Here is a 22,161-nt window from a genome sequence, read left to right on the forward strand (position 1 = left end):
CAAGGACAACACAATGGGAAAGATCACCGGCTTCATGGAATTCGAGCGCATCGAGGAGGGCTATCGCCCCGCCGAAGAGCGCGTGAAGCACTACAAGGAATTCGTCATCGGCCTCACGGATGAGCAGGCGAAAGTGCAAGGCGCGCGCTGCATGGATTGCGGCACGCCCTTTTGCAACAGCGGCTGCCCCGTGAACAACATCATTCCGGACTTCAACGACCTCGTGTTCCGCCAGGACTGGGCCGATGCATTCACGGTGCTCGATTCGACGAACAACTTCCCGGAGTTCACCGGCCGCATCTGCCCCGCGCCCTGCGAGGCAGCGTGCGTGCTCAATGTGAACAACGATGCAGTGGGCATCAAGTCGATCGAACACGCGATCATCGACCGCGCCTGGGAGATGGGCCTCGTCACGCCGCGCGTGGCGAAGATCCGCACCGGCAAGAAAGTGGCCGTCGTCGGCTCAGGCCCTGCGGGCATGGCCGCGGCGCAGCAACTCGCACGCGTGGGACATGACGTAACGCTCTTCGAGAAAAACGATCGCATCGGCGGACTGCTGCGCTATGGCATTCCCGACTTCAAGATGGAGAAGTCGCACATCGACCGCCGGGTCGAGCAGATGAAGGCCGAAGGCGTCACGTTCCGCACCGGCGTGATGATCGGCAAGCTGCCGGAAGGCACGAAGGTCACCAACTGGGCGAAGGAAACTATCGCGCCTGACGAGCTGGTGAAACAGTTCGACGCTGTGGTGCTCACTGGCGGCGCGGAGCAATCGCGTGATTTGCCGGTGCCTGGTCGCGACCTGGACGGCATTCATTTCGCGATGGAATTCCTGCCGCAACAAAACAAGGTGAATGCAGGCGACAAGGTCAAGGGCCAGATCTCCGCTGCGGGCAAGCACGTGATCGTGATCGGCGGCGGCGATACCGGTTCGGACTGCGTGGGCACGAGCAACCGCCATGGCGCCGCAAGCGTGACGCAGTTCGAGCTGATGCCGCAGCCGCCCGAGCACGAGAACAAGCCGCTGACGTGGCCCTACTGGCCTTACAAGTTGCGCAGCAGCTCCAGCCACGAAGAGGGCTGCGATCGTGAATTCGCCATTGCCACCAAGGAGTTCATCTCCGAAGGCAAGGGCGGCAAAGTCACCGGCCTGAAGACCGTTCGTGTCGAATGGAAAGACGGGAAGATGCATGAGGTCGCTGGCAGCGAACAAGTGCTCAAGGCCGATCTCGTTTTGCTGGCCATGGGTTTTGTCAGCCCGGTCGCGAGCGTGCTCGACGGCTTTGGCGTTGACAAGGACGCACGCGGCAACGCCAAGGCATCGACTGAATTCACCGGCGGCTACGCCACGAATGTTCCCAAGGTGTTTGCGGCCGGCGATATTCGCCGCGGCCAGTCGCTCGTGGTGTGGGCGATTCGCGAAGGGCGCCAGGCGGCACGTTCCGTGGATGAGTACCTCATGGGTTTCAGCGACCTGCCGCGATGACCCTTTCTCACGGTGAACTAAGGACCTAGCCTTTATCATCGGTGAATGACAGAACCCGACGCTACGGCGCTGGTCGAGTGCCGGCACCTCAGCTTTGGCTACGGCGCCCGCCCCATCCTTGAAGACATCAGCTTCACCATTCCTCGCGGGAAGGTGACGGCGCTCATGGGTGCGTCCGGCGGCGGCAAGACCACGATGCTGCGCCTGATCGGCGGCCAGGTGCGCGCGCAAAAGGGCGAGCTTCTTTTTGACGGCGCCGACGTCGGCAAGCTCGACAAGGCGGGCCTTTATGCCGTGCGCAGGCGCATGGGCATGCTGTTCCAGTTCGGCGCGCTCTTCACCGACCTGAGCGTGTTCGACAACGTGGCCTTTCCGTTGCGTGAGCACTCGCACCTGCCTGAAAGCATGATCCGCGACATCGTCCTGATGAAGCTCGACGCTGTGGGTTTGCGCGGCGCGCGCGACCTGATGCCCAGCGAGGTGTCAGGCGGCATGGCCCGCCGTGTGGCGCTGGCACGCGCCATCGCGCTGGACCCCGACCTGATCCTGTACGACGAGCCGTTTTCGGGCCTCGATCCGATATCGCTCGGCACGGCGGCACGCCTGATCCGCCAACTCAACGACACACTCGGCATCACGAGCGTGGTCGTGTCGCACGAGATCCCCGAGACGTTCCATATGGTCGATCAGGTGGTGGTGCTCGCCAACGGCCGGATCGCAGCCATGGGCACGCCTGAAGAGGTACGGCAGTCTGAGGACCCGCTGGTGCGCCAGTTCGTCAACGGCTTGCCCGATGGCCCGGTGCGTTTTCACTACCCGGGCCCGACGGTGGCAGAAGACTTCGGCGGGGGGCTGGCATGAGTTGGTACAAGCCCGCCGAGATCGGCTACTCGACTCGCAAAGTCATGGCCAACTGGGGCCATGGTGCGCGCCTGCTGTGGCGGCTCACGGCCCTGTTCGCGCCCACGATGAAGCGGTTCGGCCTGGTGCGCGACCAGATCCACTTCCTCGGGAACTACTCGCTCGCGATCATCACCGTGTCGGGGCTGTTCGTCGGCTTCGTGCTCGGGCTGCAGGGTTACTACACGTTGCAGCGCTATGGATCGTCCGAAGCACTGGGCTTGCTCGTCACGTTGAGTCTGGTGCGCGAACTCGGGCCGGTGATCACGGCGTTGCTGTTCGCCGGGCGGGCAGGTGCGTCACTCACGGCAGAAATCGGCCTGATGAAAGCCGGCGAGCAAATATCAGCGATGGAGATGATGGCCGTCGATCCGCTCAGCCGCATCCTGGCGCCACGGTTTTGGGCCGGCATCATCGCCATGCCGATGCTCGCCGCCGTGTTCAGCGCCGTGGGTGTCTTTGGCGGCTATGTGGTCGGCGTGCTGCTCATCGGCATCGACTCCGGATCGTTCTGGAGCCAGATGCAAGGCGGTGTCGATGTCTGGAAAGACGTGGGCAACGGCTTCATCAAGAGTTTTGTGTTCGGGGTGGCCGTGACGTTCATCGCGCTGCTCCAGGGCTATGAAGCTCAGCCGACACCAGAAGGTGTGTCCAGCGCGACGACTCGCACCGTGGTGATCGCATCGCTGTCGGTACTTGGTCTGGATTTCATCCTGACCGTCATGATGTTCAGTATCTAGCGGCTGTTCAAACTACTAGGAGGACCGCATGGAGCGTTCCAAAAATGATGTGTGGGTAGGTTTGTTCGTGATCGTCGGCCTGGTGGCGACGCTCTTTCTCGCGTTGAAGGCAGCCAACCTGCTCAACCTCAGCTTCCAGTCCGAATACAAAGTCACCGCCAAGTTCGACAACGTCGGCGGCCTGAAGCCACGGGCGGCGGTCAAGAGCGCCGGCGTGGTCGTCGGGCGTGTCGATTCGATCACCTTCAACGACAAGTCGTACCAGGCGCAAGTCACGCTCACGCTCGAGAGCCGCTATGCCTTCCCGAAAGACAGCTCGCTCAAGATCCTCACGAGCGGCCTGCTGGGCGAGCAATACATCGGAATCGAAGCAGGCGCAGGGGACAAAAATCTTGCCGCTGGCGACACCATTGCTTCGACCCAGTCGGCTGTCGTCCTTGAAAACCTGATCGGCCAGTTCCTCTACAGCAAGGCGGCTGACGGCAGCAATTCGCAGGGAGCCGCGAAGAAATGACAACAACTTTCCACAGCCCTCCGAGCGCGCTCTCACGCAGTGTGCTGACTGGAATGGCTTTGACGGCGTCGGTGCTGATGCTGCCAGGCTGCGCCAGCCTGGGCCAGAACCCGCGCGACCCCCTGGAGCCGCTCAATCGAAGCATCTCGCAGCTCAACGACGGCGTCGACTCCGTCGCGCTCAAGCCTGCCGCCATCGTCTATCGCCGTTACGTTCCGGCACTCGTTCGCACGGGCGTGAGCAATTTTTTCGGCAACCTGACCGACGGCTGGTCGTTCGTCAACAGCGCGTTGCAGTTCAAGTTCCAGGCCGCGGCTGAAAACTTCATGCGGCTGAACGTCAATACCTTTCTCGGGCTGGGTGGCATTCTCGATGTCGCGAGTGAATTGAATATTGAGCGCCACAAGGAAGACTTCGGCCAGACGCTGGGGCGCTGGGGCGTTCCGGCCGGCCCCTACGTGGTGCTGCCTTTGCTGGGCCCCTCCACGCTGCGCGATACGTTTGCGCTGTCGTTCGACAGGCTTGGCGACCCGATTCGCCGGGTTGAACCCTGGACGCCCCGCTACGAGCTCTACACGCTGCGCGGCGTCGATTTGCGAGCCAACCTGTTGCGCGTCGGCGATGTGGTCGATGGCGCTGCGCTCGACAAATACTCGTTCACGCGCGACGCGCATCTGCAGCGCCGCCGCGCCGAGATCTTTGAGCGCAAGTCCGACGAGGACCCCAATGCCGGCAAGGAACCACAGGCCGATGGGCAGCCCGCTGACAAACCCGCAGGGCCAGCGCCCAAAAAATGACAATGTCCGCGGAACCGGGCGCTTGCCCGTTGTTCCAACCAGGGCCGGCCCCTGTCGGCCGACACATGAAAGGTCAGTGAATGAATCGACGAATCCTCATCCAGTGGGCGGCATGCCTGCTCTCGGCGGTCAGCATGGCGCAGCTCGCGCCGGTTGCGCTCGCCGCCGACGAAACGCCCGACGCGATGATCAAGCGCCTGTCCGACGACGTGCTGGCGGCCATCAAGGCCGACAAGGCCATCCAGGCGGGCGACACGAACAAGCTCATTGCGCTGGTCGATGGCAAGGTGATGCCAAGCGTCAACTTCCAGCGCATGACCGCCGCGGCGGTCGGCCCGGCCTGGCGCCAGGCAACACCCGAGCAGCAAAAGCGCCTGCAGGAAGAATTCAAGATCCTGCTGGTTCGCACGTATTCGGGCGCGCTTGCCCAGGTTGACGACCAGACGATCAGCACCAAGCCGCAGCGCGGCGCGCCAACAGACACCGACGTGCTGGTGCGAACTGAAATCCGCGGCCGTGGCGAGCCTATCCAGCTTGACTACCGGCTTGAGAAAGTCGGCTCCAGCTGGAAGATCTACAACCTGAATGTGTTGGGAGTCTGGCTGGTTGAAACCTACCGCAGCCAGTTTGCATCTGAAATCAATGCAAAGGGCATTGACGGCCTGATTGCAGCGCTCGAGCAGCGCAACAAGTCCAACGCAGGCAAGAAGAGCTCGTGATCATCCTGCCCTCTCAAATCACGCACGAGGAGGCAGCTGCCTGCTGCCGCATGCTGGCGCAAGGCCTGCGATCGCAGACCGAAGCGGCTGTCGTTGCAGACGCGGGTGGGCTGGAACGCTTTGATTCGTCCGCGCTGGCGGTGTTGCTGGAGATCCGTCGCGAGGCCGCGGCGCTCGGCAAGACGCTGTCGATCAGCCGCATGCCTGCGCGCCTGCGCGAACTCGCCACGCTCTACGGCGTGGCGCAACTTCTGCCCGCCGCGCCGTAAGGCCTTGCCCCATCGCGGGGCGGCGGGCGGCATCGCTCGCTAAAATTGCGGGTTCTCCATGCCCGCGATCTCTTTCCAGTCTGTTTCCAAGCACTACGCATCGCGTGGCGGCGCCAGCAATCCGGCCCGCTCGACCCTCAAGGCGCTCGACGGCGTCAGCTTCGACATCGAGCAGGGCGAGTTCTTCGGGCTGCTCGGGCCCAATGGCGCAGGCAAGACAACCCTGATCAGTGTGCTGGCTGGCCTGACACGCGCGACTTCCGGACGCGCACTGGTGCATGGCCACGATGTGCAGGCCGACTATGCGCAGGCGCGCCGCCTTCTCGGGGTGGTGCCGCAAGAGCTGGTGTTCGACCCGTTTTTCAATGTCCGCGAGACGCTGCGCATGCAATCCGGCTATTTCGGCGTGAAAAACAACGACGCATGGATCGATGAACTGCTCGAAAGCCTGGGCCTTGCGGACAAGGCCGGCTCCAATATGCGGCAGCTGTCGGGCGGGATGAAGCGGCGTGTGCTCGTCGCGCAGGCTCTGGTTCACAAGCCACCCGTGATCGTCCTGGACGAGCCCACGGCCGGTGTTGATGTGGAACTGCGCCAGACGCTGTGGCAGTTCATTGCACGCCTGAACAAGCAGGGGCACACCGTACTGCTCACGACGCATTACCTCGAAGAGGCCGAGGCGCTGTGCGGGCGCATTGCGATGCTCAAGTCCGGCAAGGCAGTCGCGCTCGAGCGCACGAGCGACCTGCTCAAGTCCGCTTCGAGCAGTGTGCTGCGCTTCAAGCTCGACAGCGTCCTTCCCGCCGAATTTGCAGGCAAGGCGCGGGTCACGGGCCGGATCGTGCAGCTACCCGCGCATGACGCACACGAGATCGAGCAGTATCTGGCGGCGCTTCGCCAGGCGGGCCTGAGCGTCGAAGACGTCGAAATCCGCAAGGCTGACCTTGAAGATGTATTTCTCGAGGTGATGGCGCGGCACGGCGAGCAGCCGCTGGCGGGAGCGCGCGCAGCATGACGGGCTGGCAAACACTGCTCTACAAGGAAGTGCTGCGCTTCTGGAAAGTGGGTTTCCAGACGGTGGCAGCGCCGGTACTCACAGCAGTGATGTACATGCTGATCTTCGGCCATGTGCTGCAAGACCACGTCAAGATTTATGACACCGTGAGCTACACGGCTTTCCTCGTGCCGGGGCTCGTGATGATGAGCGTGCTGCAAAACTCGTTTGCCAACAGCTCGTCGTCCCTCATCCAGAGCAAGATCACGGGCAACCTGGTGTTTGTGCTGCTCGCGCCGCTGTCGCACTGGCACTGGTTTGCCGCTTATGTGGGCGGCGCTGTCACGCGCGGCCTTGCAGTGGGGGTTGGGGTGTTTGTCGTCACGGTGCTTTTCGGCAGGCCGGCGTTTGTGGCGCCGGTGTGGATCATCGTGTTTGCGGTGCTCGGCGCGTCCATGCTCGGCGCCATGGGCATCATCGCGGGCCTGTGGGCCGAGAAGTTCGACCAGATGGCCGCGTTCCAGAACTTCGTGATCATGCCGATGACGTTCCTCTCGGGCGTGTTCTATTCGATCCACTCGCTGCCGCCGTTCTGGCAGCAGGTGAGCCACCTCAACCCGTTCTTCTACATGATCGACGGCTTCCGGTATGGGTTCTTCGGCGTGAGCGATGTGTCGCCATGGCTGAGCCTTGGCATCGTCGGCACGGCCTTTCTGGTGGTCAGCGCCATCGCGATTAACTTGCTGCGAATCGGCTACAAAATCAGGTCATGACTTCCGAAGAACTCGAATCCATCATTGCCGCGGGCCTGGCCTGCACGCACCTCGAAGTCATGGGCGATGGCCGCCACTGGAGCGCCGTGATCGTGTCTGCCGATTTCGAGGGCAAGCGCCTCATCCAGCGGCACCAGCGTGTGTACGCCACGCTGGGTGCGAGAATGCAGACAGACGAAGTGCATGCGCTTTCGATGAAGACTTTCACGCCCGCCGAGTGGGCTGCCTCCCCAGACCAACACTGAATTCGCTATGGACAAGCTTCTGATCCGCGGTGGCCACCAACTCCGCGGCGAGGTCCGGATTTCCGGTGCCAAGAATGCGGCGCTCCCCGAGCTGTGCGCGGCGCTGCTGACGGCCGAGCCCGTCGTGCTCACGAACGTGCCGCGCCTGCAGGACGTGGCCACGATGCTCACGCTGATCCGCAACATGGGCGTGACCATCGAGCGCGACGGCGAAGGCAGCGTGCGGATCGATTCCGCGCGCCTGAGCTCGCCTGAAGCGCCCTACGAGCTGGTCAAGACAATGCGCGCCGCTGTTCTGGCGCTCGGGCCCCTGCTCGCGCGCTTCGGCGAGGCAACTGTGTCGCTGCCGGGTGGCTGCGCAATCGGCTCGCGGCCGGTTGACCAGCACATCAAGGGCATGCAGGCGATGGGCGCGGAGATCGTGGTCGAGCACGGCTACATGATCGCCAAGCTTCCCAAGGGCTGGACGCGCCTGAAGGGGGCCAGCATCACGACCGACATGGTTACCGTGACCGGCACCGAAAATTTCCTGATGGCCGCCTCGCTTGCCGAAGGCGAGACGGTGTTGCAGAACGCTGCGCAGGAGCCGGAGATTTCCGACCTGGCGGAAATGCTCATCGCCATGGGCGCCAACATCAAGGGCCACGGTACGAGCCGCATCGTCATCCAGGGCGTGGAAAAGCTTTCCGGCTGCACGCATGAGGTGGTGGCCGACCGGATCGAAGCCGGCACCTTCCTGTGCGCGGTGGCGGCGGCGGGTGGCGATGTCGTGCTTCGGCACGGCCGCGCCGACCACCTTGCCGCTGTGATTGACAAGCTGCGTGCTGCGGGTGCCACTGTGACGGCTGTCGAAGGCGGCATCCGTGTGCAGTCGCAGGGCCGGCTCACGGCGCAGAGCTTCCGCACCACTGAATACCCGGGCTTCCCGACGGATATGCAGGCGCAGTTCATGGCGCTCAATGCGATTGCCAGTGGCTCTTCGAAGGTCGAGGAGACCATTTTCGAGAACCGGTTCATGCACGTGAACGAGATGACTCGCCTGGGTGCCAACATCCAGGTTGATGGCCGGCTGGCCGTGATCGACGGCGTCGAGAAGCTCTCGGGCGCGACCGTGATGGCCACTGACTTGCGCGCATCGGCCAGCCTGGTGATTGCCGGGCTCGTGGCTGAAGGCGAAACGCTTGTCGACCGGATCTATCACCTGGACCGCGGCTACGACCAGATGGAAGCCAAGCTGCGCGCCATCGGCGCCGACATCGAGCGGATCCGCTGACCATGGCACTCACCCTGGCCCTGTCGAAGGGGCGCATCTTCGACGAGACACTTCCGCTGCTCAAGGCGGCTGGCATCGAGGTGCTTGAAGACCCCGAGAAGTCACGCAAGCTCATCCTGGCCACGAGCCGTGCAGACGTGCGCGTCGTGATCGTCCGCGCGACCGACGTGCCGACGTATGTGCAGTACGGCGGCGCTGACCTTGGCGTGACCGGCCTCGATACGTTAATTGAACACAGCGCCGATTGGGGCCGCAGTGCGGGCCTGTACCAGCCGCTCGACTTGCGCATTGCCAAGTGCCGCGTCAGCGTGGCCGTGCGGTCGGACTTTGACTACGCGAGCGCCGTGAAGCAAGGCTCGCGGCTGACCGTCGCCACGAAATACGTGAACATCGCGCGCGAGTTTTTCGCGGCCAAGGGTGTGCACGTGGACATGATCAAGCTGTACGGCAGCATGGAACTCGCGCCGTTGACGGGCCTGGCCGACGCAATTGTCGATCTGGTGTCCACGGGTGGCACGCTCAAGGCGAACAACCTGGTCGAAGTCGAGCGGATCATGGACATCAGCTCGCGCCTTGTCGTGAACCAGGCTGCGCTCAAACTCAAGCAGGAACCGATCCGCGCCGTGATCGACGCGTTTGCGTCTGCTATTGCGAAAGACTGATTGCCGGATGAACGCCCGTCCCTTGCGCCTTTCCACGACCTCGCCGGATTTCGAAGCCGAGTTATCGCGCCGCCTGCATTGGTCGGCCGAGACCGACGCGCAGGTCGAGCAGGTTGTCGCCGACATCCTGGCTGATGTGCGTGTGCGCGGCGATGAGGCCGTTCTCGAATACACGCAGAAGTTCGATGGCCTGGCTGTTGCGTCAGTGTCAGGGCTTGAGCTCGAGCAGCGTGAATTAAAGAATGCGTATCACGGCCTGCCCGTGCAGCAGCGCGAAGCACTGCAGGCCGCTGCAACCCGTGTGCGCGCCTATCACGTCGCGCAAAAGCGCGCGACTGGCGAGAGCTGGAGTTACCGCGACGAGATGGGCACCCTGCTGGGGCAGAAGGTGACGCCGCTTGATCGCGTGGGCATTTATGTGCCTGGCGGCAAGGCCGCTTATCCGTCGTCGGTGCTGATGAATGCGATCCCTGCGCAGGTCGCCGGGGTTGAAGAAATCATCATGGTGGTGCCGACGCCGCGTGGCGAGCGAAACCAGCTGGTGCTGGCAGCAGCGCACGTCTCTGGCGTGAGCCGCGCTTTCACGATCGGCGGCGCCCAGGCCGTTGGCGCGCTGGCGTACGGCACGAAGACCATCGCCAAGGTCGACAAGATCACCGGCCCCGGCAACGCTTACGTCGCGAGCGCCAAGCGCCGCGTCTTCGGCGCCGTGGGCATCGACATGATTGCGGGCCCCAGCGAAATTCTCGTGCTGGCCGACGGCACCACACCGCCCGACTGGGTTGCGATGGACCTGTTCTCGCAAGCCGAGCACGATGAGCTGGCCCAGAGCATTTTGTTGTGCCCCGACGCGGCGTATATCGAGCAAGTGCAGCAGGCCATCGACAGGCTGCTGGCGGACATGCCGCGCGCGGAGATCATTGCCAGGTCGCTCAATGGCCGCGGCGCGTTGATTCACACGCGCAGCATGCAGGAGGCGTGCGACATCAGCAATCGCATCGCGCCCGAGCACCTGGAAATCGCGAGCGACGATCCGCATTTGTGGGAGCCGCATCTCAGGCACGCCGGCGCGATATTTCTGGGCCGCTTCACGAGCGAGTCGCTGGGCGACTACTGCGCTGGCCCGAATCACGTGTTGCCCACGAGCGGCACTGCGCGGTTTTCCAGCCCGCTGGGCGTGTACGACTTCCAAAAGCGCAGCAGCCTGATTGAGGTAAGCGAGGCAGGCGCACTAGCGCTTGGCCAGATTGCGTCGGTGCTCGCGCATGGTGAAGGCCTGCAGGCGCACGCGCGTGCCGCTGAAATGAGGATGAAGCGATGACGCGGCGCGACGAGGCGCAGGTGCTGCGCGTGTTCCGTGATGACGTGCAGAGCATGCATGCCTACGCCATCCAGGACTCGACCGGCATGCTCAAGCTCGATGCGATGGAGAACCCGCATCGGCTGTCGCCAGAACTGCAGGCCGAGCTCGGCAGCCGGCTCGGCGCGATGGCGTTGAACCGCTACCCCGCTGACCAGACGAACACGCTGCGGCGCAAGCTGGGCGAGTACGCAAGCCTGCCGGCAGGCTTTGACCTGATGCTGGGCAACGGCTCCGACGAGTTGATCTCGCTGCTGGCCATGGCCTGCGATATTCCGGGCGCATCGATACTTGCTCCCGAGCCCGGCTTCGTCATGTACGGCATGAGCGCCAAGCTGCAGGGCCTGGGCTATGTCGGCGTACCGCTCACGGCTGACTTTGAACTCGACGGCCCTGCGATGCTCGCTGCCATCGAAAAGCACCAGCCGGCCATCGTCTATATCGCGTACCCGAACAATCCCACGGCCAATCTCTGGGACGACGAAGTGATCGAGCGCATCGTTCAAGCCGCGCCGGGCCTCGTCGTGTTTGACGAGGCGTACCAGCCGTTCGCAAGCCGCAGCTATATCGATCGCATCGCGCGCCACAGCCATGTGCTGCTCATGCGCACGATGAGCAAGTTCGGCCTGGCGGGTGTGCGCATTGGCTACATGATCGGGCCGAAGGCCGTGATCGCCCAAGTCGACAAGGTGCGCCCGCCTTACAACATCAGCGTCTTGAACTGCGAGACGGCATTGTTCGCGCTGGAGCATGAAGCCGTGTTCGCGCAACAGGCGCAGCAATTGCGCGAGCAACGCACATGGCTTCAGGCCGCGCTGGCTGAAATGCCGGCCGTCAAGAGCTGGCCGAGCGACGCCAACATGATTCTTGTGCGTGTGCCCGATGCAGCGAAGACTTTCGAAGGACTGAAGTCGCGTGGCATCCTCATCAAGAACGTTTCTAGAATGCATCCATTGCTGGCCAACTGCCTGCGCTTGACCGTCGGGACGGCGCAAGAGAACACGCAGATGATGGCCGCCCTTCGCGATTCCCTCTGAGCACTTCATCGCCCAAGCCCAATGACACAAGCTCGCATCGCAGACATCACCCGCAATACCGCCGAAACAAAGATCGCAGTGCGCGTGAACCTCGACGGCACGGGCCAGGCGAGGCTGTCCACCGGCATCGGTTTCTTCGACCACATGCTCGACCAGATCGCGCGTCACGGCATGATCGATCTCGACATTGAGGCCGTGGGCGACTTGCACATCGACGGTCATCACACGGTGGAAGATGTCGGCATTGCGCTGGGGCAGGCCGTCTTCAAGGCGCTGGGAGACAAGAAGGGCATTCGCCGCTACGGCCACGCCTACGTGCCACTCGATGAAGCGCTCTCGCGCGTCGTGATCGACTTCTCTGGCAGGCCGGGCCTGGTCATGAATGTGCCGTTCAAGAGCGGAATGATCGGCACGTTCGACAGCCAGCTCGCGCATGAGTTTTTCCAGGGCTTCGTGAACCATGCGTTCGCAACGCTGCATATCGACAACCTGCGCGGCGAGAACGCGCACCACCAGTGCGAAACGGTGTTCAAGGCATTCGCCCGCGCCCTGCGCGCGGCGATCGAGCTTGACGCACGTGCTGCCGGCACGATCCCGTCCACCAAGGGAATGCTCTGAGGTTTCCCTGCGATGAAAACCGTTGCTGTTGTTGACTATGGAATGGGCAACCTGCGCTCGGTGGCGCAGGCTGTCATTCATGTGGCGCAGGACAGCGGTTTCGATGTCGTCGTCACATCGAACCCGCAGCAGGTGCGCGCAGCTGACCGTGTGGTGCTGCCCGGCCAGGGCGCCATGCCCGACTGCATGCGCGAACTGCGTGAATCAGGCTTGCAGGCCTGCGTGCTGGAAGCAGCAGCAACCAAGCCGCTGCTGGGCGTGTGCGTGGGCATGCAGATGATGCTCGACCGCAGCGACGAAGGCCCGACTGATGGGCTTGGCCTGATCCCGGGTGACGTGCGCAAGTTCGAGCTGGACGGCCAGTTGCAGGCCGACGGCAGCCGCTTCAAGGTGCCGCAGATGGGCTGGAACCAGGTGATGCAGACTGCTTCGCACCCGCTTTGGGACGGCATTCCCGAGGCGAGCTACTTCTATTTCGTGCACAGCTTCTATGCCCGGCCGTCTGATGCGCGCCACAGCGCGGGGCAGGCAGACTATGGGTCACGCTTTACCGCCGCGATTGCACGCGATAATATTTTCGCAACACAGTTCCACCCCGAGAAAAGTGCAGACCAAGGCCTGAGGCTCTACCGAAACTTCCTGCACTGGAACCCTTGAACTCGCGGGCGCAATTCGCTTCGCCCTTCAGGCCGTTTCACCCCCCACCATGCTCCTTATCCCCGCGATCGACATCAAGGACGGCCACTGCGTGCGCCTGAAGCAAGGCGACATGGCGCAAGCCACGACGTTCGGCGAAGACCCGGCAGCCATGGCAAAAGCCTGGCTTGCCAAAGGCGCGCGTCGCCTTCACCTGGTGGACTTGAATGGCGCCTTCGCGGGCAAGCCGCAGAATTTCGCGGCCATCCGCTCCATCCTCAAAGCCGTCGGTGACGACATTCCGGTGCAGCTCGGCGGCGGCATCCGCGACCTCGACACCATCGAGCGCTATATCGACGGCGGCCTGCGCTACGTGATCATCGGCACCGCAGCCGTGAAGAACCCCGGCTTCCTGAAAGACGCCTGCACCGCGTTCGGCGGCCACATCATCGTGGGCCTGGACGCCAAGGACGGCAAAGTGGCCACCGACGGCTGGAGCAAGCTCACCGGCCATGAAGTCGTCGATCTCGCGCGCAAGTTCCAGGACTGGGGCGTCGATTCGATCATCTACACCGACATCGGCCGCGACGGCATGCTCACCGGCATCAACATCGAGGCAACGGTCAAGCTCGCACAGGCGCTGACCATTCCAGTGATCGCCTCGGGCGGCCTGTCGAACATGGCCGACATCGAAAAGCTCTGCGCCGTGGAAGACGAGGGCATCGAAGGCGTGATCTGCGGCCGTGCTGTGTATTCCGGCGATCTCGATTTTGTTGCCGCGCAGGCGCGAGCAGACGAACTGGGGGCAGGTTGAGCGCAGGGCGTCGGGCGGAATCCCCGCCCAACGCCGAACGCTGAACGCTGAACGCCGAACGCCGAACGCTGAACGCCGAACCAACCATGCTTGCCAAACGAATCATTCCGTGCCTGGACGTCACGGGCGGGCGCGTCGTCAAAGGCGTGAATTTCGTCGAGCTGCGTGACGCAGGCGATCCCGTCGAAATCGCGGCCCGCTACAACGAGCAGGGCGCTGATGAACTCACTTTTCTCGACATCACGGCGACCAGCGACGACCGTGACTTGATCCTGCACATCATCGAGGCCGTCGCGTCCCAGGTTTTCATTCCACTCACCGTGGGCGGCGGCGTGCGCACGGTAGAAGACGTCAGGCGGCTGCTCAATGCCGGTGCCGACAAGACCAGTTTCAATTCAGCGGCGATTGCCAACCCGGAAGTGATTTCTGCTGCATCGCAAAAGTACGGCGCGCAGTGCATCGTCGTGGCGATCGACGCCAAGAAGCGCGAGGGCGGCGGCTGGGATGTGTACAGCCACGGCGGCCGCAAGAACACCGGCCTCGACGCCGTTGAATGGGCCAGGGAAATGGCGCGGCGCGGCGCCGGCGAAATCCTGCTGACCAGCATGGACCGCGACGGCACGAAATCCGGCTTCGATCTCGCGCTCACGCGCGCCGTGAGCGATGCAGTGTCGGTCCCGGTGATTGCGTCCGGCGGTGTCGGCAATCTCGATGATCTGGCCGATGGCATCCAGAAGGGCGGCGCCGACGCCGTGCTGGCCGCCAGCATCTTCCACTACGGCGAATTCACCGTTGGCCAGGCCAAGGCACGCATGGCCGAGCGCGGCATTCCCGTGCGCCTGTGAGTGTGCTGCCTGCATTGGTCACAATAGGACCATGAGCTGGATCGATGAAGTGAAGTGGGACGCGCAGGGCCTTGTGCCCGTGATCGCGCAGGAAGCTGCGTCAAACGACGTGTTGATGTTCGCGTGGATGGATCGCGAGGCATTGCTCAAGACGGTGGAGTCGGGGCGGGCCGTGTACTTCAGCCGGTCGCGCCAGAAACTCTGGTTCAAGGGCGAGGAGTCGGGGCACGTCCAGCTGGTGCATGAAGTTCGTCTTGATTGCGATAACGACGTCGTGCTGTTGAAGGTGACACAGCAGGGGCATGACCCGTCGATTGCCTGCCACACCGGCCGCCACAGCTGTTTTTTCCAGCTTTACCGCGATGGTGCGTGGCAATCTGTCGAGCCGGTCTTGAAAAACCCCGAATCGATCTACAGTTCTGCGAACAAACCATGACAGCGCCCACCACTGCCGCCATCAACGCCGCCGACGTACTGGCCCGTCTGGCCGCGATCGTTGAGAGCCGCAAGCAGGCCAACGGCGGCGACCCCGAGGCGAGCTACGTCGCGCGCTTGCTCGCTCGCGGTCCGGACGCATTCCTGAAGAAAATCGGCGAAGAGGCGACCGAAGTCGTGATGGCCGCCAAGGATGCCGACCACGGCGGTGACCGCAACAAAGTCGTGACCGAGATGGCTGACTTGTGGTTCCATTCGCTCATTGCGCTGGCCCACTATGGCTTCACGCCGGCCGATGTGCTGGCCGAGCTGGAGCGCCGTGAGGGAACAAGCGGCATCGAAGAAAAGGCGCTGCGCAAGGCGCGTGCGCGCGAGGGATCGGGCGAGTAGGTCGCCTTTCACGAAGGAGAACGCCATGGCAGAAACCAATTTCGCGGAATTCACTGAGAAATCCGCCAATGACCGCACGTTCATGTATGTGCTGTACGGCCTTCACACGGTGGCGTGGGCCAGCATGGGCACGCTCGCCGTTATTGCGGTGATCCTGAATTACATCAAGCGCATGGACGAAGCTGACGCCGTGTACGCGAGCCACCACAACTACATGATTTCCACCTTCTGGTGGACGGTGCTGTGGCTGATCGTGACGGCGCCACTGTGGCTGCTGCTGGTGTTTCCGGGCGCGATTGCCTACGGCATTGTGGGCTTGTGGTACCTCTACCGGTGCCTGCGCGGCCTGTTCCGTTTTTCAGAAGGCAAGCCGCCGTTTTGATCATGAGTACACCCGATCCGACCTGTATTTTCTGCAAGATCGTCGAAGGCAAGATTCCCTCGCGAAAGGTGTATGAGGACGACGAGATGCTCGTGTTCCACGACATCAATCCGTGGGCGCCGGTTCATTTCCTGATGATCCCCAAGCAGCACATTGCATCGATGGCGCAGGTCAACGACAGCCACCAGGCGCTGCTCGGCCGCATGATGACCCTGGCGCCGAAGCTTGCCATGCAGGAGGGCTGCCGGCCTTATCCGGAAGGCGGCTTTCGGATTGCCATCAATACCGGCGCAGATGGCCGGCAGGAAGTCCATCATCTGCACATTCACGTTTTCGGTGGCCCCAGACCCTGGGCCAAAGGCTGAGCATTGCGCCACGCGTGAGGTGGTGCGCGCCACGTCGGTAAAGGGTCTTTCGCACGAATGCCGAACCAGGCGTGCCGACTAGAATCAACCACAGACAAGGTTTAGGAGATTTCCATGGGTTCGTTTTCAATCTGGCACTGGCTGATCGTGCTCCTGATCATCGTGCTGGTGTTCGGCACCAAGAAGCTCAAGAACATCGGCACCGATCTTGGCGGCGCGGTGAAGGGCTTCAAGGACGGCATCAAGGAAGGCAGCACGCCCGAAACACCGACGCCGCCACAGGCGCAAAGCCAGGTGACAGCTGCTCAGCAGGCGGGCGCCGACAAGAACACCATCGACGTCGAAGCGCGCAACAAGGGTTGAGCGAGCAAGCGCCGTGATTGACCTCGGAATAGAAAAGATGATGGTGATCGGCGCTGTGGCGCTGATCGTCATCGGGCCTGAAAAGCTGCCGCGCGTGGCCCGCACCGTGGGCACGCTGCTGGGCAAGGCTCAGCGCTATGTGGCCGACGTCAAGGCCGAGGTCAACCGGTCGATGGATCTTGAAGAACTCAAGAAAATGAAGGACACCGTGGAGTCGGCCGCACGCGATGTGGAAACATCGATTCACAGCGGCATGACCAACGTGCAGATCGAGCTGAACCAGGCGACGTCGCTGGAGTCGCCGGCGATGTCCGAGTTGTCCGAGCCGCCGTCTGACCCGTTCGCGATCTATCCCGAGTACCGCCACCCGAAGAAGAAGTGGCGTATCAAGCAGGGCGCTACGCCCAACTGGTACAAGGCGCGCAACGGCATCCGCACGAAGGCGCTTTCCGGCGCTGCGCGCGTCGCACGCTACCGTCCTCACAAGTTCAATTAGGTCCACAGTAGATGTCCGACAAAGAAGACGAGCTCGCAGGCACCGAGCAGCCTTTCGTCGCCCACCTCGTGGAGCTGCGCGACCGCCTGATCAAGGCAATGATTGCCGTGGGTGTCGTCGCCGCGGTGCTGTTCATGTATCCCGGCCCGGGTGCGCTGTACGACATCCTCGCTGCGCCGCTGATTGCCCACCTGCCCAAGGGCGCAACGCTCATCGCCACTTCGGTGATCTCGCCGTTTCTGGTGCCGCTGAAGATTTTGCTGATGACGGCTTTCCTCGGAGCGCTGCCGGTGGTGCTGTACCAGGCATGGGCCTTTGTGGCGCCCGGCCTTTATTCGCACGAGAAGAAGCTGGTGATGCCGCTGGTCGTGTCGAGCACGGTGTTGTTCTTCGTCGGCGTTGCGTTCTGCTACTACTTCGTCTTCGGCCAGGTCTTCGCTTTCATCCAGAGCTTCGCTCCCAAGAGCATCACGGCTGCGCCGGATATTGAGGCTTACCTGAGCTTCGTGCTCACCATGTTCCTGGCGTTTGGACTGGCGTTCGAAGTGCCTGTGGTGGTGGTGGTGCTGGCACGCATGGGCATCGTGAGCGTCGAAAAGCTCAAGGCGTTTCGCGGCTATTTTGTCGTGCTGGCTTTTGTGATCGCGGCCGTGATCACGCCACCCGACGTCGTGTCGCAGCTCGCGCTGGCCATTCCGATGTGCATCCTGTACGAAGTGGGCCTGTGGGCAGCGACGATCTTCATCCGGCACACCAAAGCCCCGGATGAAGACGCCACTGTGTCGTCCACGAAGTAGCCTGCTGCTTATCGCTGCGGCGGCGTGCGGCTGGGCTTCGGCCGCAGGCCCGGCGTCACATTCAGCTCGCTCGTGTCGTCCTTTCGCATGACGCGAAACTTGGCCGGTGCACCCGGCTTGAGCGCTGCAACGCTGGAAAGCAGCTCCGAGACGTTGGCGATCTCCTTGTCGGCCACCTGCACGATCACATCACCGGGGCGGATGCCTGCTTGCGCTGCGGGACCGTTTTGCAGGACGCCGGTAATGAGCACGCCACGCTTGGCCTTGACGCCAAACGTTTCCATGAGCTCCGGCGACAGGTCTGCCGGTTCGACACCGATCCAGCCGCGACGAACCACCCCATCCTTGACGATGCTTTCGAGAACCAGCTTGGCGGTGGACACGGGAATCGCAAAGCCGATGCCCATGCTCCCGCCGGAGCGTGAATAGATCGCGGTGTTGATGCCCATCAGCTGGCCGTTGACATCGACAAGCGCACCGCCCGAATTGCCGGGGTTGATCGCCGCATCCGTCTGGATGAAGTTCTCGAACGTGTTGATGCCCAGCTGGTTGCGTCCCAGTGCGCTCACGATGCCGCTTGTCACGGTCTGGCCAACGCCGAACGGATTGCCGATGGCCAGCACTTGGTCGCCCACCTGCAGGGCATCGGAATTCCCGAGGGTAATGACGGGCAGGCGATCAGCTGAAATCTTCAGGATGGCCAGGTCGGTGTCGGGGTCGGTGCCGATGACTTTGCCTCGAACCTTGCGGCTGTCCTGAAGCACAACTTCGATGTCGTCGGCGCCCTCGACCACATGATTGTTCGTGAGGATGTAGCCGTCGGCACTGATGATCACGCCGCTGCCCAGACCTGACTGCGGCTGCGAGTCAGCGTCGCCGAAGAAAAAGCGGAACCATGGGTCGTTGGACCGTGGCGTGCGCTCGGCAGCCTTCATGGTGTTGATGCTGACGACGGCGGCAGCCGCAATCTTGGCGGCCTGGCGGAAGCTGCCTGCCGGCGGCGGCCCGCTCACGGTGGCAATCGGCGCCTCGCTCAATGAAATGCGAGCGCCGCCTGAAGCCGTACGGTTGAGCCATTCGGGCTTGAGTGTGCCCACCACGAAATACGCGGCAAGCAGCACAGTGACAGCCTGGGAGAAGAGCAGCCAGAAACGACGCATGGTGAGGGTGGCAGTGAAGTTGCCGCCAGTGTAGCCGTGGGTGCGGCTCCAGGAGGCATCTGGCGGACAATCGGGGCGTTCACCTACCCGGTCACTGAGTCACGAAACATGGCGACTGCCCAGCAGCTTCTCACGGCCTTCGATACCTTGCTCCAGCCCGCGAGGTTCAAGGACTACGGCCCCAATGGTTTGCAGGTCGAAGGCAAGCACGAAGTGCGTCGGATCGTCTCAGGCGTGACAGCCAGTCGTGCACTGATCGAAGCAGCCATCAGCGCCCAGGCCGATGCGATCTTTGTCCACCACGGGCTCTTCTGGCGCGGACAGGATGGCCGCGTGACGGGATGGATGAAACAGCGACTGGCGTTGCTGCTGGCCCATGACATCAACCTGTTTGCCTACCATTTGCCGCTCGATGCTCATCCGCAACTCGGCAACAACGCGCAGCTGGGCACCAGGCTCGGTCTTGAAGCCGACGGGCACTTCGGCGACCAGGACCTGGGGTTCATCGGCGAGGCGCCCTGCGGCGCGCCGGTCGGCAGTGCGCCATTGCTGGCCGCTCACGTGAGTCATGTGCTGGGTCGCGCGGTGCAGTGCGTCGAGGGTGATGGCCGGCGCTTGCGTCGCATTGCCTGGTGTACAGGTGGCGCGCAGGGCTATTTCGAGCACGCCATTGCGGCCGGCGCCGATGCGTTCATCACCGGGGAAATTTCGGAGCCACAGACGCACTACGCTCGCGAGACTGGCGTTGCGTTCCTGGCCTGCGGCCATCACGCCAGCGAACGATTTGGCGCGCCTGCCGCGGCGGGCTGGGTGGCGCGCGAGCTGCAACTGGAGCATCAGTTCATCGACATCGACAATCCGGCATGACGCGCGCCACACCCCTTGCAATCACGATGGGCGATGCCGCTGGCATTGGCCCTGAGATCATTGCCAAGGCATTTCGCGATGCCCCCGACGTGACGCGCGGCTGCTTTGTCGCAGGAGACCTGGCCATCGTGCGGCGTGCGGCTCGCGTTGTGCGCGGCGAGGCTGGCGTCGACCTGCCCGTCGCGCTGATCGACGATGCCGCGCAGGCGCTGCACGTGCCGCCGCGCTGCGTCCCGGTATTGCAGGCGACTGCCTCCGCCGAGCCGCCTGCCTGGGGGGTGATCAGCGCTGCGAGCGGCAGCGCTGCAGCCGACTGCGTGAAGTGGGCTGCGCGCGAGGCGCTGGCGGGGCGCATAGCCGCCATCGTGACGGCGCCGCTTCACAAGGAAGCCCTCGCCGCCGCAGGCGTTCACTACCCCGGCCACACGGAACTGCTGCAGTCGCAAGCTGCTGCGCATCTGGGGCGGGCAGTGCGCGACCTGCCGGTTCGCATGATGCTGGCCAACGACGAGTTGCGCACGGTGCTGGTCAGCATTCACATGTCGCTGCGCGATGCGATCGACGCAGTCTCGATGCAAGGCGTGCTCCAGACGCTGCGCATCACGCATGTGTCACTGCAAAGCGAATTGGGGCGCGCGCCGCGCATCGCCGTGGCGGGCCTGAACCCGCATGCCGGTGAGGGAGGGCTGTTCGGGCGCGAGGAAATAGAGTCGATTGGGCCGGCAGTGCAAGCCGCGCGCGCGGAGGGCATCGACGCCAGCGGTCCATTTGCGCCCGACACTGTGTTCATGCGTGCTCGCGCGAAGGGCGGCGAGGCACGCGAGTTCGACGTGGTTGTCGCGATGTATCACGACCAGGGGCTCATTCCCGTGAAATACCTCGGCGTGGAGCACGGCGTGAACGTGACGCTCGGACTGCCGCTGGTGCGCACGAGTCCGGATCACGGCACCGCTTTCGACATCGCAGGGTCAGGCCGCGCTGACGCCTCGAGCCTCATCGAGGCTATCCGGGTCGCCAGGCGGATGAGCGCCTCCTAGGCCTTGCGCAGGCTGTCGCGAATCTCGCGCAGCAGCACGACATCTTCAGGCGTCGGCGCAGGCGCGGCAGGCGGCGGTGGGGCCTGCTTGCGCAGGCGATTGACCATGCGCACCATCAGGAAAATGATGAACGCGAGAATGGCGAAATTGACAGCGACGGTAATGAAGTTGCCATATGCGAGCACCGGAACGCCAGCTTTTTTCAGTGCGTCCAGCGTCATGGCTGTTCCCGGTGGCGGCGAACCAAGAACAATGAACAGATTCGAGAAGTCGAGTTTGCCAAAGATTGCGCCAATGACCGGCATGATGACGTCCCCGACGAGCGAATCGACAATCTTGCCGAATGCCGCTCCGATGATCACGCCAACGGCGAGATCCATCACGTTGCCCTTCACCGCGAATTCGCGGAACTCCGTCATCAAACCCATGAAGGGCTCCTTTCATTTTTTGAGTCACATTGTGTGTGCCCTTGATGGGCGGCGCCATGATACAGCGTTGAAATCGCCAGACTCGCTCCGCTACAATCGCGGGTTGACCCCGATACGCTTTCCGATAAAAAGCGAAATCCCCAGAAGGACCCCCAATGAGTGACACCCCAGCGGACACCAGCAAACGGACATGGCTGATTGCCTCCGGTTGCGTCGGCGCAGTGGGCGCCGGTTTCGTGGCCGTGCCCTTTGTGAGCAGCTTCCAGCCCTCCGAGCGAGCAAAGGCTGCAGGTGCAGCAGTTGAAGTCGATATTTCCGCGCTCAAGCCTGGCGAGAAAATGACAGTCGAGTGGCGCGGCAAGCCGGTGTGGATCGTGCGTCGCACGCCCGAGCAGGTCGAAGCACTCGCCAAGATCGATTCGCAGCTGGCTGACCCCAACTCGAATCGCACTGCGTACCCGACACCTGAGTACGCGAAGAACGAATGGCGTTCGATCAAGAAGGAATTCTGGGTGGGTGTGGGCATTTGCACGCACCTGGGCTGCTCGCCGTCGGACAAGTTCCAGGCAGGCCCGCAGGCGTCTTTGCCCGACGACTGGAATGGCGGCTTCCTCTGCCCGTGCCACGGATCGACGTTTGATCTCGCAGGTCGCGTTTTCAAGAACAAGCCCGCGCCGGACAACCTCGAGGTGCCGCAGCACATGTACCTGTCCGACACGCGCCTTGTGATCGGTGAAGACAAGAACTCGAAGGCTTGAG

30 protein-coding genes are annotated in these 22,161 nt (G+C 63.0%); 28 read left to right on the forward strand and 2 right to left on the reverse strand.

Annotated features, from left to right (window positions below; genetic code table 11):
- Window positions 1-13 precede the first annotated feature (13 nt).
- The 25 genes from GHT07_RS07665 (at window position 14) to tatC (ending at window position 17,910) form a co-directional block, all read left to right on the forward strand.
- A complete protein-coding gene (locus tag GHT07_RS07665) occupies window positions 14-1,486 on the forward strand; it encodes a glutamate synthase subunit beta (protein WP_153584480.1) in 1,473 nt (490 codons plus the stop codon).
- Window positions 1,487-1,531: 45 nt separating this feature from the next.
- On the forward strand, window positions 1,532-2,347 hold the full coding sequence (locus GHT07_RS07670; RefSeq protein WP_153584481.1) for an ABC transporter ATP-binding protein: 816 nt from the start codon (window positions 1,532-1,534) through the stop codon (window positions 2,345-2,347).
- Window positions 2,344-3,126, forward strand: a complete 783-nt coding sequence (gene mlaE, locus GHT07_RS07675; RefSeq protein ID WP_153584482.1) for a lipid asymmetry maintenance ABC transporter permease subunit MlaE — start codon at window positions 2,344-2,346, stop codon at window positions 3,124-3,126. The genes GHT07_RS07670 and mlaE overlap by 4 nt, the downstream gene beginning before the upstream one ends.
- 28 nt (window positions 3,127-3,154) lie before the next feature.
- Complete coding sequence (mlaD, locus tag GHT07_RS07680; RefSeq protein WP_153584483.1) at window positions 3,155-3,640, forward strand: outer membrane lipid asymmetry maintenance protein MlaD; 486 nt, start codon at window positions 3,155-3,157, stop codon at window positions 3,638-3,640.
- A complete protein-coding gene (locus tag GHT07_RS07685; RefSeq protein WP_153584484.1) occupies window positions 3,637-4,437 on the forward strand; it encodes an MlaA family lipoprotein in 801 nt (266 codons plus the stop codon). Before mlaD ends, GHT07_RS07685 begins: the two co-directional genes overlap by 4 nt.
- A gap of 80 nt (window positions 4,438-4,517) precedes the next feature.
- A complete protein-coding gene (locus GHT07_RS07690) occupies window positions 4,518-5,156 on the forward strand; it encodes an MlaC/ttg2D family ABC transporter substrate-binding protein (protein WP_153584485.1) in 639 nt (212 codons plus the stop codon).
- Window positions 5,153-5,425, forward strand: coding sequence for an STAS domain-containing protein (locus tag GHT07_RS07695; RefSeq protein WP_323740835.1), 273 nt, complete (start codon window positions 5,153-5,155; stop codon window positions 5,423-5,425). Before GHT07_RS07690 ends, GHT07_RS07695 begins: the two co-directional genes overlap by 4 nt.
- Before the next feature lie 58 nt (window positions 5,426-5,483).
- Entirely contained in the window at window positions 5,484-6,440 is a 957-nt protein-coding gene (locus GHT07_RS07700) for an ABC transporter ATP-binding protein (protein ID WP_153584486.1), read from the forward strand.
- Window positions 6,437-7,192, forward strand: a complete 756-nt coding sequence (locus GHT07_RS07705) for an ABC transporter permease (protein ID WP_153584487.1) — start codon at window positions 6,437-6,439, stop codon at window positions 7,190-7,192. The genes GHT07_RS07700 and GHT07_RS07705 overlap by 4 nt, the downstream gene beginning before the upstream one ends.
- Entirely contained in the window at window positions 7,189-7,437 is a 249-nt protein-coding gene (locus GHT07_RS07710) for a BolA family protein (RefSeq protein ID WP_153584488.1), read from the forward strand. Before GHT07_RS07705 ends, GHT07_RS07710 begins: the two co-directional genes overlap by 4 nt.
- 7 nt (window positions 7,438-7,444) lie before the next feature.
- Window positions 7,445-8,710 carry a UDP-N-acetylglucosamine 1-carboxyvinyltransferase gene (murA, locus tag GHT07_RS07715; RefSeq protein WP_153584489.1) on the forward strand — a complete coding sequence of 422 codons (1,266 nt, stop codon included), beginning with the start codon at window positions 7,445-7,447 and terminating at the stop codon, window positions 8,708-8,710.
- Between the two features lie 2 nt (window positions 8,711-8,712).
- The gene (gene hisG, locus GHT07_RS07720; RefSeq protein WP_153584490.1) at window positions 8,713-9,372 is read left to right on the forward strand and encodes an ATP phosphoribosyltransferase; all 660 of its coding nucleotides are present in this window, start codon (window positions 8,713-8,715) and stop codon (window positions 9,370-9,372) included.
- Window positions 9,373-9,379: 7 nt separating this feature from the next.
- Window positions 9,380-10,693 carry a histidinol dehydrogenase gene (hisD, locus tag GHT07_RS07725; RefSeq protein WP_153584491.1) on the forward strand — a complete coding sequence of 438 codons (1,314 nt, stop codon included), beginning with the start codon at window positions 9,380-9,382 and terminating at the stop codon, window positions 10,691-10,693.
- Window positions 10,690-11,769 carry a histidinol-phosphate transaminase gene (gene hisC, locus GHT07_RS07730; RefSeq protein ID WP_153584492.1) on the forward strand — a complete coding sequence of 360 codons (1,080 nt, stop codon included), beginning with the start codon at window positions 10,690-10,692 and terminating at the stop codon, window positions 11,767-11,769. Before hisD ends, hisC begins: the two co-directional genes overlap by 4 nt.
- Window positions 11,770-11,790: 21 nt before the next feature.
- Window positions 11,791-12,387 (forward strand): imidazoleglycerol-phosphate dehydratase HisB, encoded by a 597-nt coding sequence (gene hisB, locus GHT07_RS07735; protein ID WP_153584493.1) that lies wholly within the window; start codon window positions 11,791-11,793, stop codon window positions 12,385-12,387.
- Window positions 12,388-12,399: 12 nt separating this feature from the next.
- Window positions 12,400-13,044 carry an imidazole glycerol phosphate synthase subunit HisH gene (gene hisH / locus GHT07_RS07740; protein WP_153584494.1) on the forward strand — a complete coding sequence of 215 codons (645 nt, stop codon included), beginning with the start codon at window positions 12,400-12,402 and terminating at the stop codon, window positions 13,042-13,044.
- Between the two features lie 49 nt (window positions 13,045-13,093).
- Entirely contained in the window at window positions 13,094-13,837 is a 744-nt protein-coding gene (gene hisA / locus GHT07_RS07745) for a 1-(5-phosphoribosyl)-5-[(5-phosphoribosylamino)methylideneamino]imidazole-4-carboxamide isomerase (RefSeq protein ID WP_153584495.1), read from the forward strand.
- A gap of 86 nt (window positions 13,838-13,923) precedes the next feature.
- Window positions 13,924-14,682 carry an imidazole glycerol phosphate synthase subunit HisF gene (hisF, locus tag GHT07_RS07750; RefSeq protein ID WP_153584496.1) on the forward strand — a complete coding sequence of 253 codons (759 nt, stop codon included), beginning with the start codon at window positions 13,924-13,926 and terminating at the stop codon, window positions 14,680-14,682.
- Window positions 14,683-14,713: 31 nt separating this feature from the next.
- Window positions 14,714-15,118, forward strand: coding sequence for a phosphoribosyl-AMP cyclohydrolase (gene hisI, locus GHT07_RS07755; RefSeq protein WP_153584497.1), 405 nt, complete (start codon window positions 14,714-14,716; stop codon window positions 15,116-15,118).
- The gene (locus GHT07_RS07760; protein WP_153584498.1) at window positions 15,115-15,507 is read left to right on the forward strand and encodes a phosphoribosyl-ATP diphosphatase; all 393 of its coding nucleotides are present in this window, start codon (window positions 15,115-15,117) and stop codon (window positions 15,505-15,507) included. The genes hisI and GHT07_RS07760 overlap by 4 nt, the downstream gene beginning before the upstream one ends.
- 25 nt (window positions 15,508-15,532) lie before the next feature.
- Window positions 15,533-15,889: a DUF4870 family protein gene (locus GHT07_RS07765; RefSeq protein WP_153584499.1), complete on the forward strand. Its 357-nt coding sequence runs from the start codon at window positions 15,533-15,535 to the stop codon at window positions 15,887-15,889.
- A 2-nt stretch (window positions 15,890-15,891) separates the two neighbouring features.
- The gene (locus tag GHT07_RS07770) at window positions 15,892-16,254 is read left to right on the forward strand and encodes a histidine triad nucleotide-binding protein (RefSeq protein ID WP_153584500.1); all 363 of its coding nucleotides are present in this window, start codon (window positions 15,892-15,894) and stop codon (window positions 16,252-16,254) included.
- A 114-nt stretch (window positions 16,255-16,368) separates the two neighbouring features.
- On the forward strand, window positions 16,369-16,617 hold the full coding sequence (gene tatA, locus GHT07_RS07775; protein ID WP_153584501.1) for a Sec-independent protein translocase subunit TatA: 249 nt from the start codon (window positions 16,369-16,371) through the stop codon (window positions 16,615-16,617).
- 13 nt (window positions 16,618-16,630) lie between these two features.
- Complete coding sequence (tatB, locus tag GHT07_RS07780) at window positions 16,631-17,113, forward strand: Sec-independent protein translocase protein TatB (RefSeq protein WP_323740836.1); 483 nt, start codon at window positions 16,631-16,633, stop codon at window positions 17,111-17,113.
- A gap of 11 nt (window positions 17,114-17,124) precedes the next feature.
- On the forward strand, window positions 17,125-17,910 hold the full coding sequence (tatC, locus tag GHT07_RS07785; RefSeq protein WP_153584502.1) for a twin-arginine translocase subunit TatC: 786 nt from the start codon (window positions 17,125-17,127) through the stop codon (window positions 17,908-17,910).
- 8 nt (window positions 17,911-17,918) lie between these two features.
- Here tatC and GHT07_RS07790 read toward each other — a convergent pair whose 3' ends face one another.
- Window positions 17,919-19,070 carry a S1C family serine protease gene (locus tag GHT07_RS07790; protein WP_153584503.1) on the reverse strand — a complete coding sequence of 384 codons (1,152 nt, stop codon included), beginning with the start codon at window positions 19,068-19,070 and terminating at the stop codon, window positions 17,919-17,921.
- A gap of 108 nt (window positions 19,071-19,178) precedes the next feature.
- Between GHT07_RS07790 and GHT07_RS07795 the strand changes: the two genes are divergently transcribed.
- Together GHT07_RS07795 and pdxA are read left to right on the forward strand one after the other, a co-directional pair.
- Entirely contained in the window at window positions 19,179-19,937 is a 759-nt protein-coding gene (locus GHT07_RS07795; protein WP_153584504.1) for a Nif3-like dinuclear metal center hexameric protein, read from the forward strand.
- Window positions 19,934-20,974, forward strand: coding sequence for a 4-hydroxythreonine-4-phosphate dehydrogenase PdxA (gene pdxA, locus GHT07_RS07800; protein WP_153584505.1), 1,041 nt, complete (start codon window positions 19,934-19,936; stop codon window positions 20,972-20,974). Before GHT07_RS07795 ends, pdxA begins: the two co-directional genes overlap by 4 nt.
- On the opposite strand, the gene mscL is transcribed toward pdxA, so the two are convergent.
- Complete coding sequence (gene mscL / locus GHT07_RS07805) at window positions 20,971-21,402, reverse strand: large conductance mechanosensitive channel protein MscL (protein ID WP_153584506.1); 432 nt, start codon at window positions 21,400-21,402, stop codon at window positions 20,971-20,973. The genes pdxA and mscL overlap by 4 nt on opposite strands.
- A 155-nt stretch (window positions 21,403-21,557) precedes the next feature.
- Between mscL and petA the strand changes: the two genes are divergently transcribed.
- On the forward strand, window positions 21,558-22,160 hold the full coding sequence (gene petA, locus GHT07_RS07810; protein ID WP_153584507.1) for a ubiquinol-cytochrome c reductase iron-sulfur subunit: 603 nt from the start codon (window positions 21,558-21,560) through the stop codon (window positions 22,158-22,160).
- The last annotated feature ends 1 nt before the right edge of the window (window position 22,161 follow it).

This window comes from Caenimonas koreensis DSM 17982 (assembly GCF_009646335.1).
Taxonomy (GTDB): domain Bacteria; phylum Pseudomonadota; class Gammaproteobacteria; order Burkholderiales; family Burkholderiaceae_C; genus Ramlibacter; species Ramlibacter koreensis.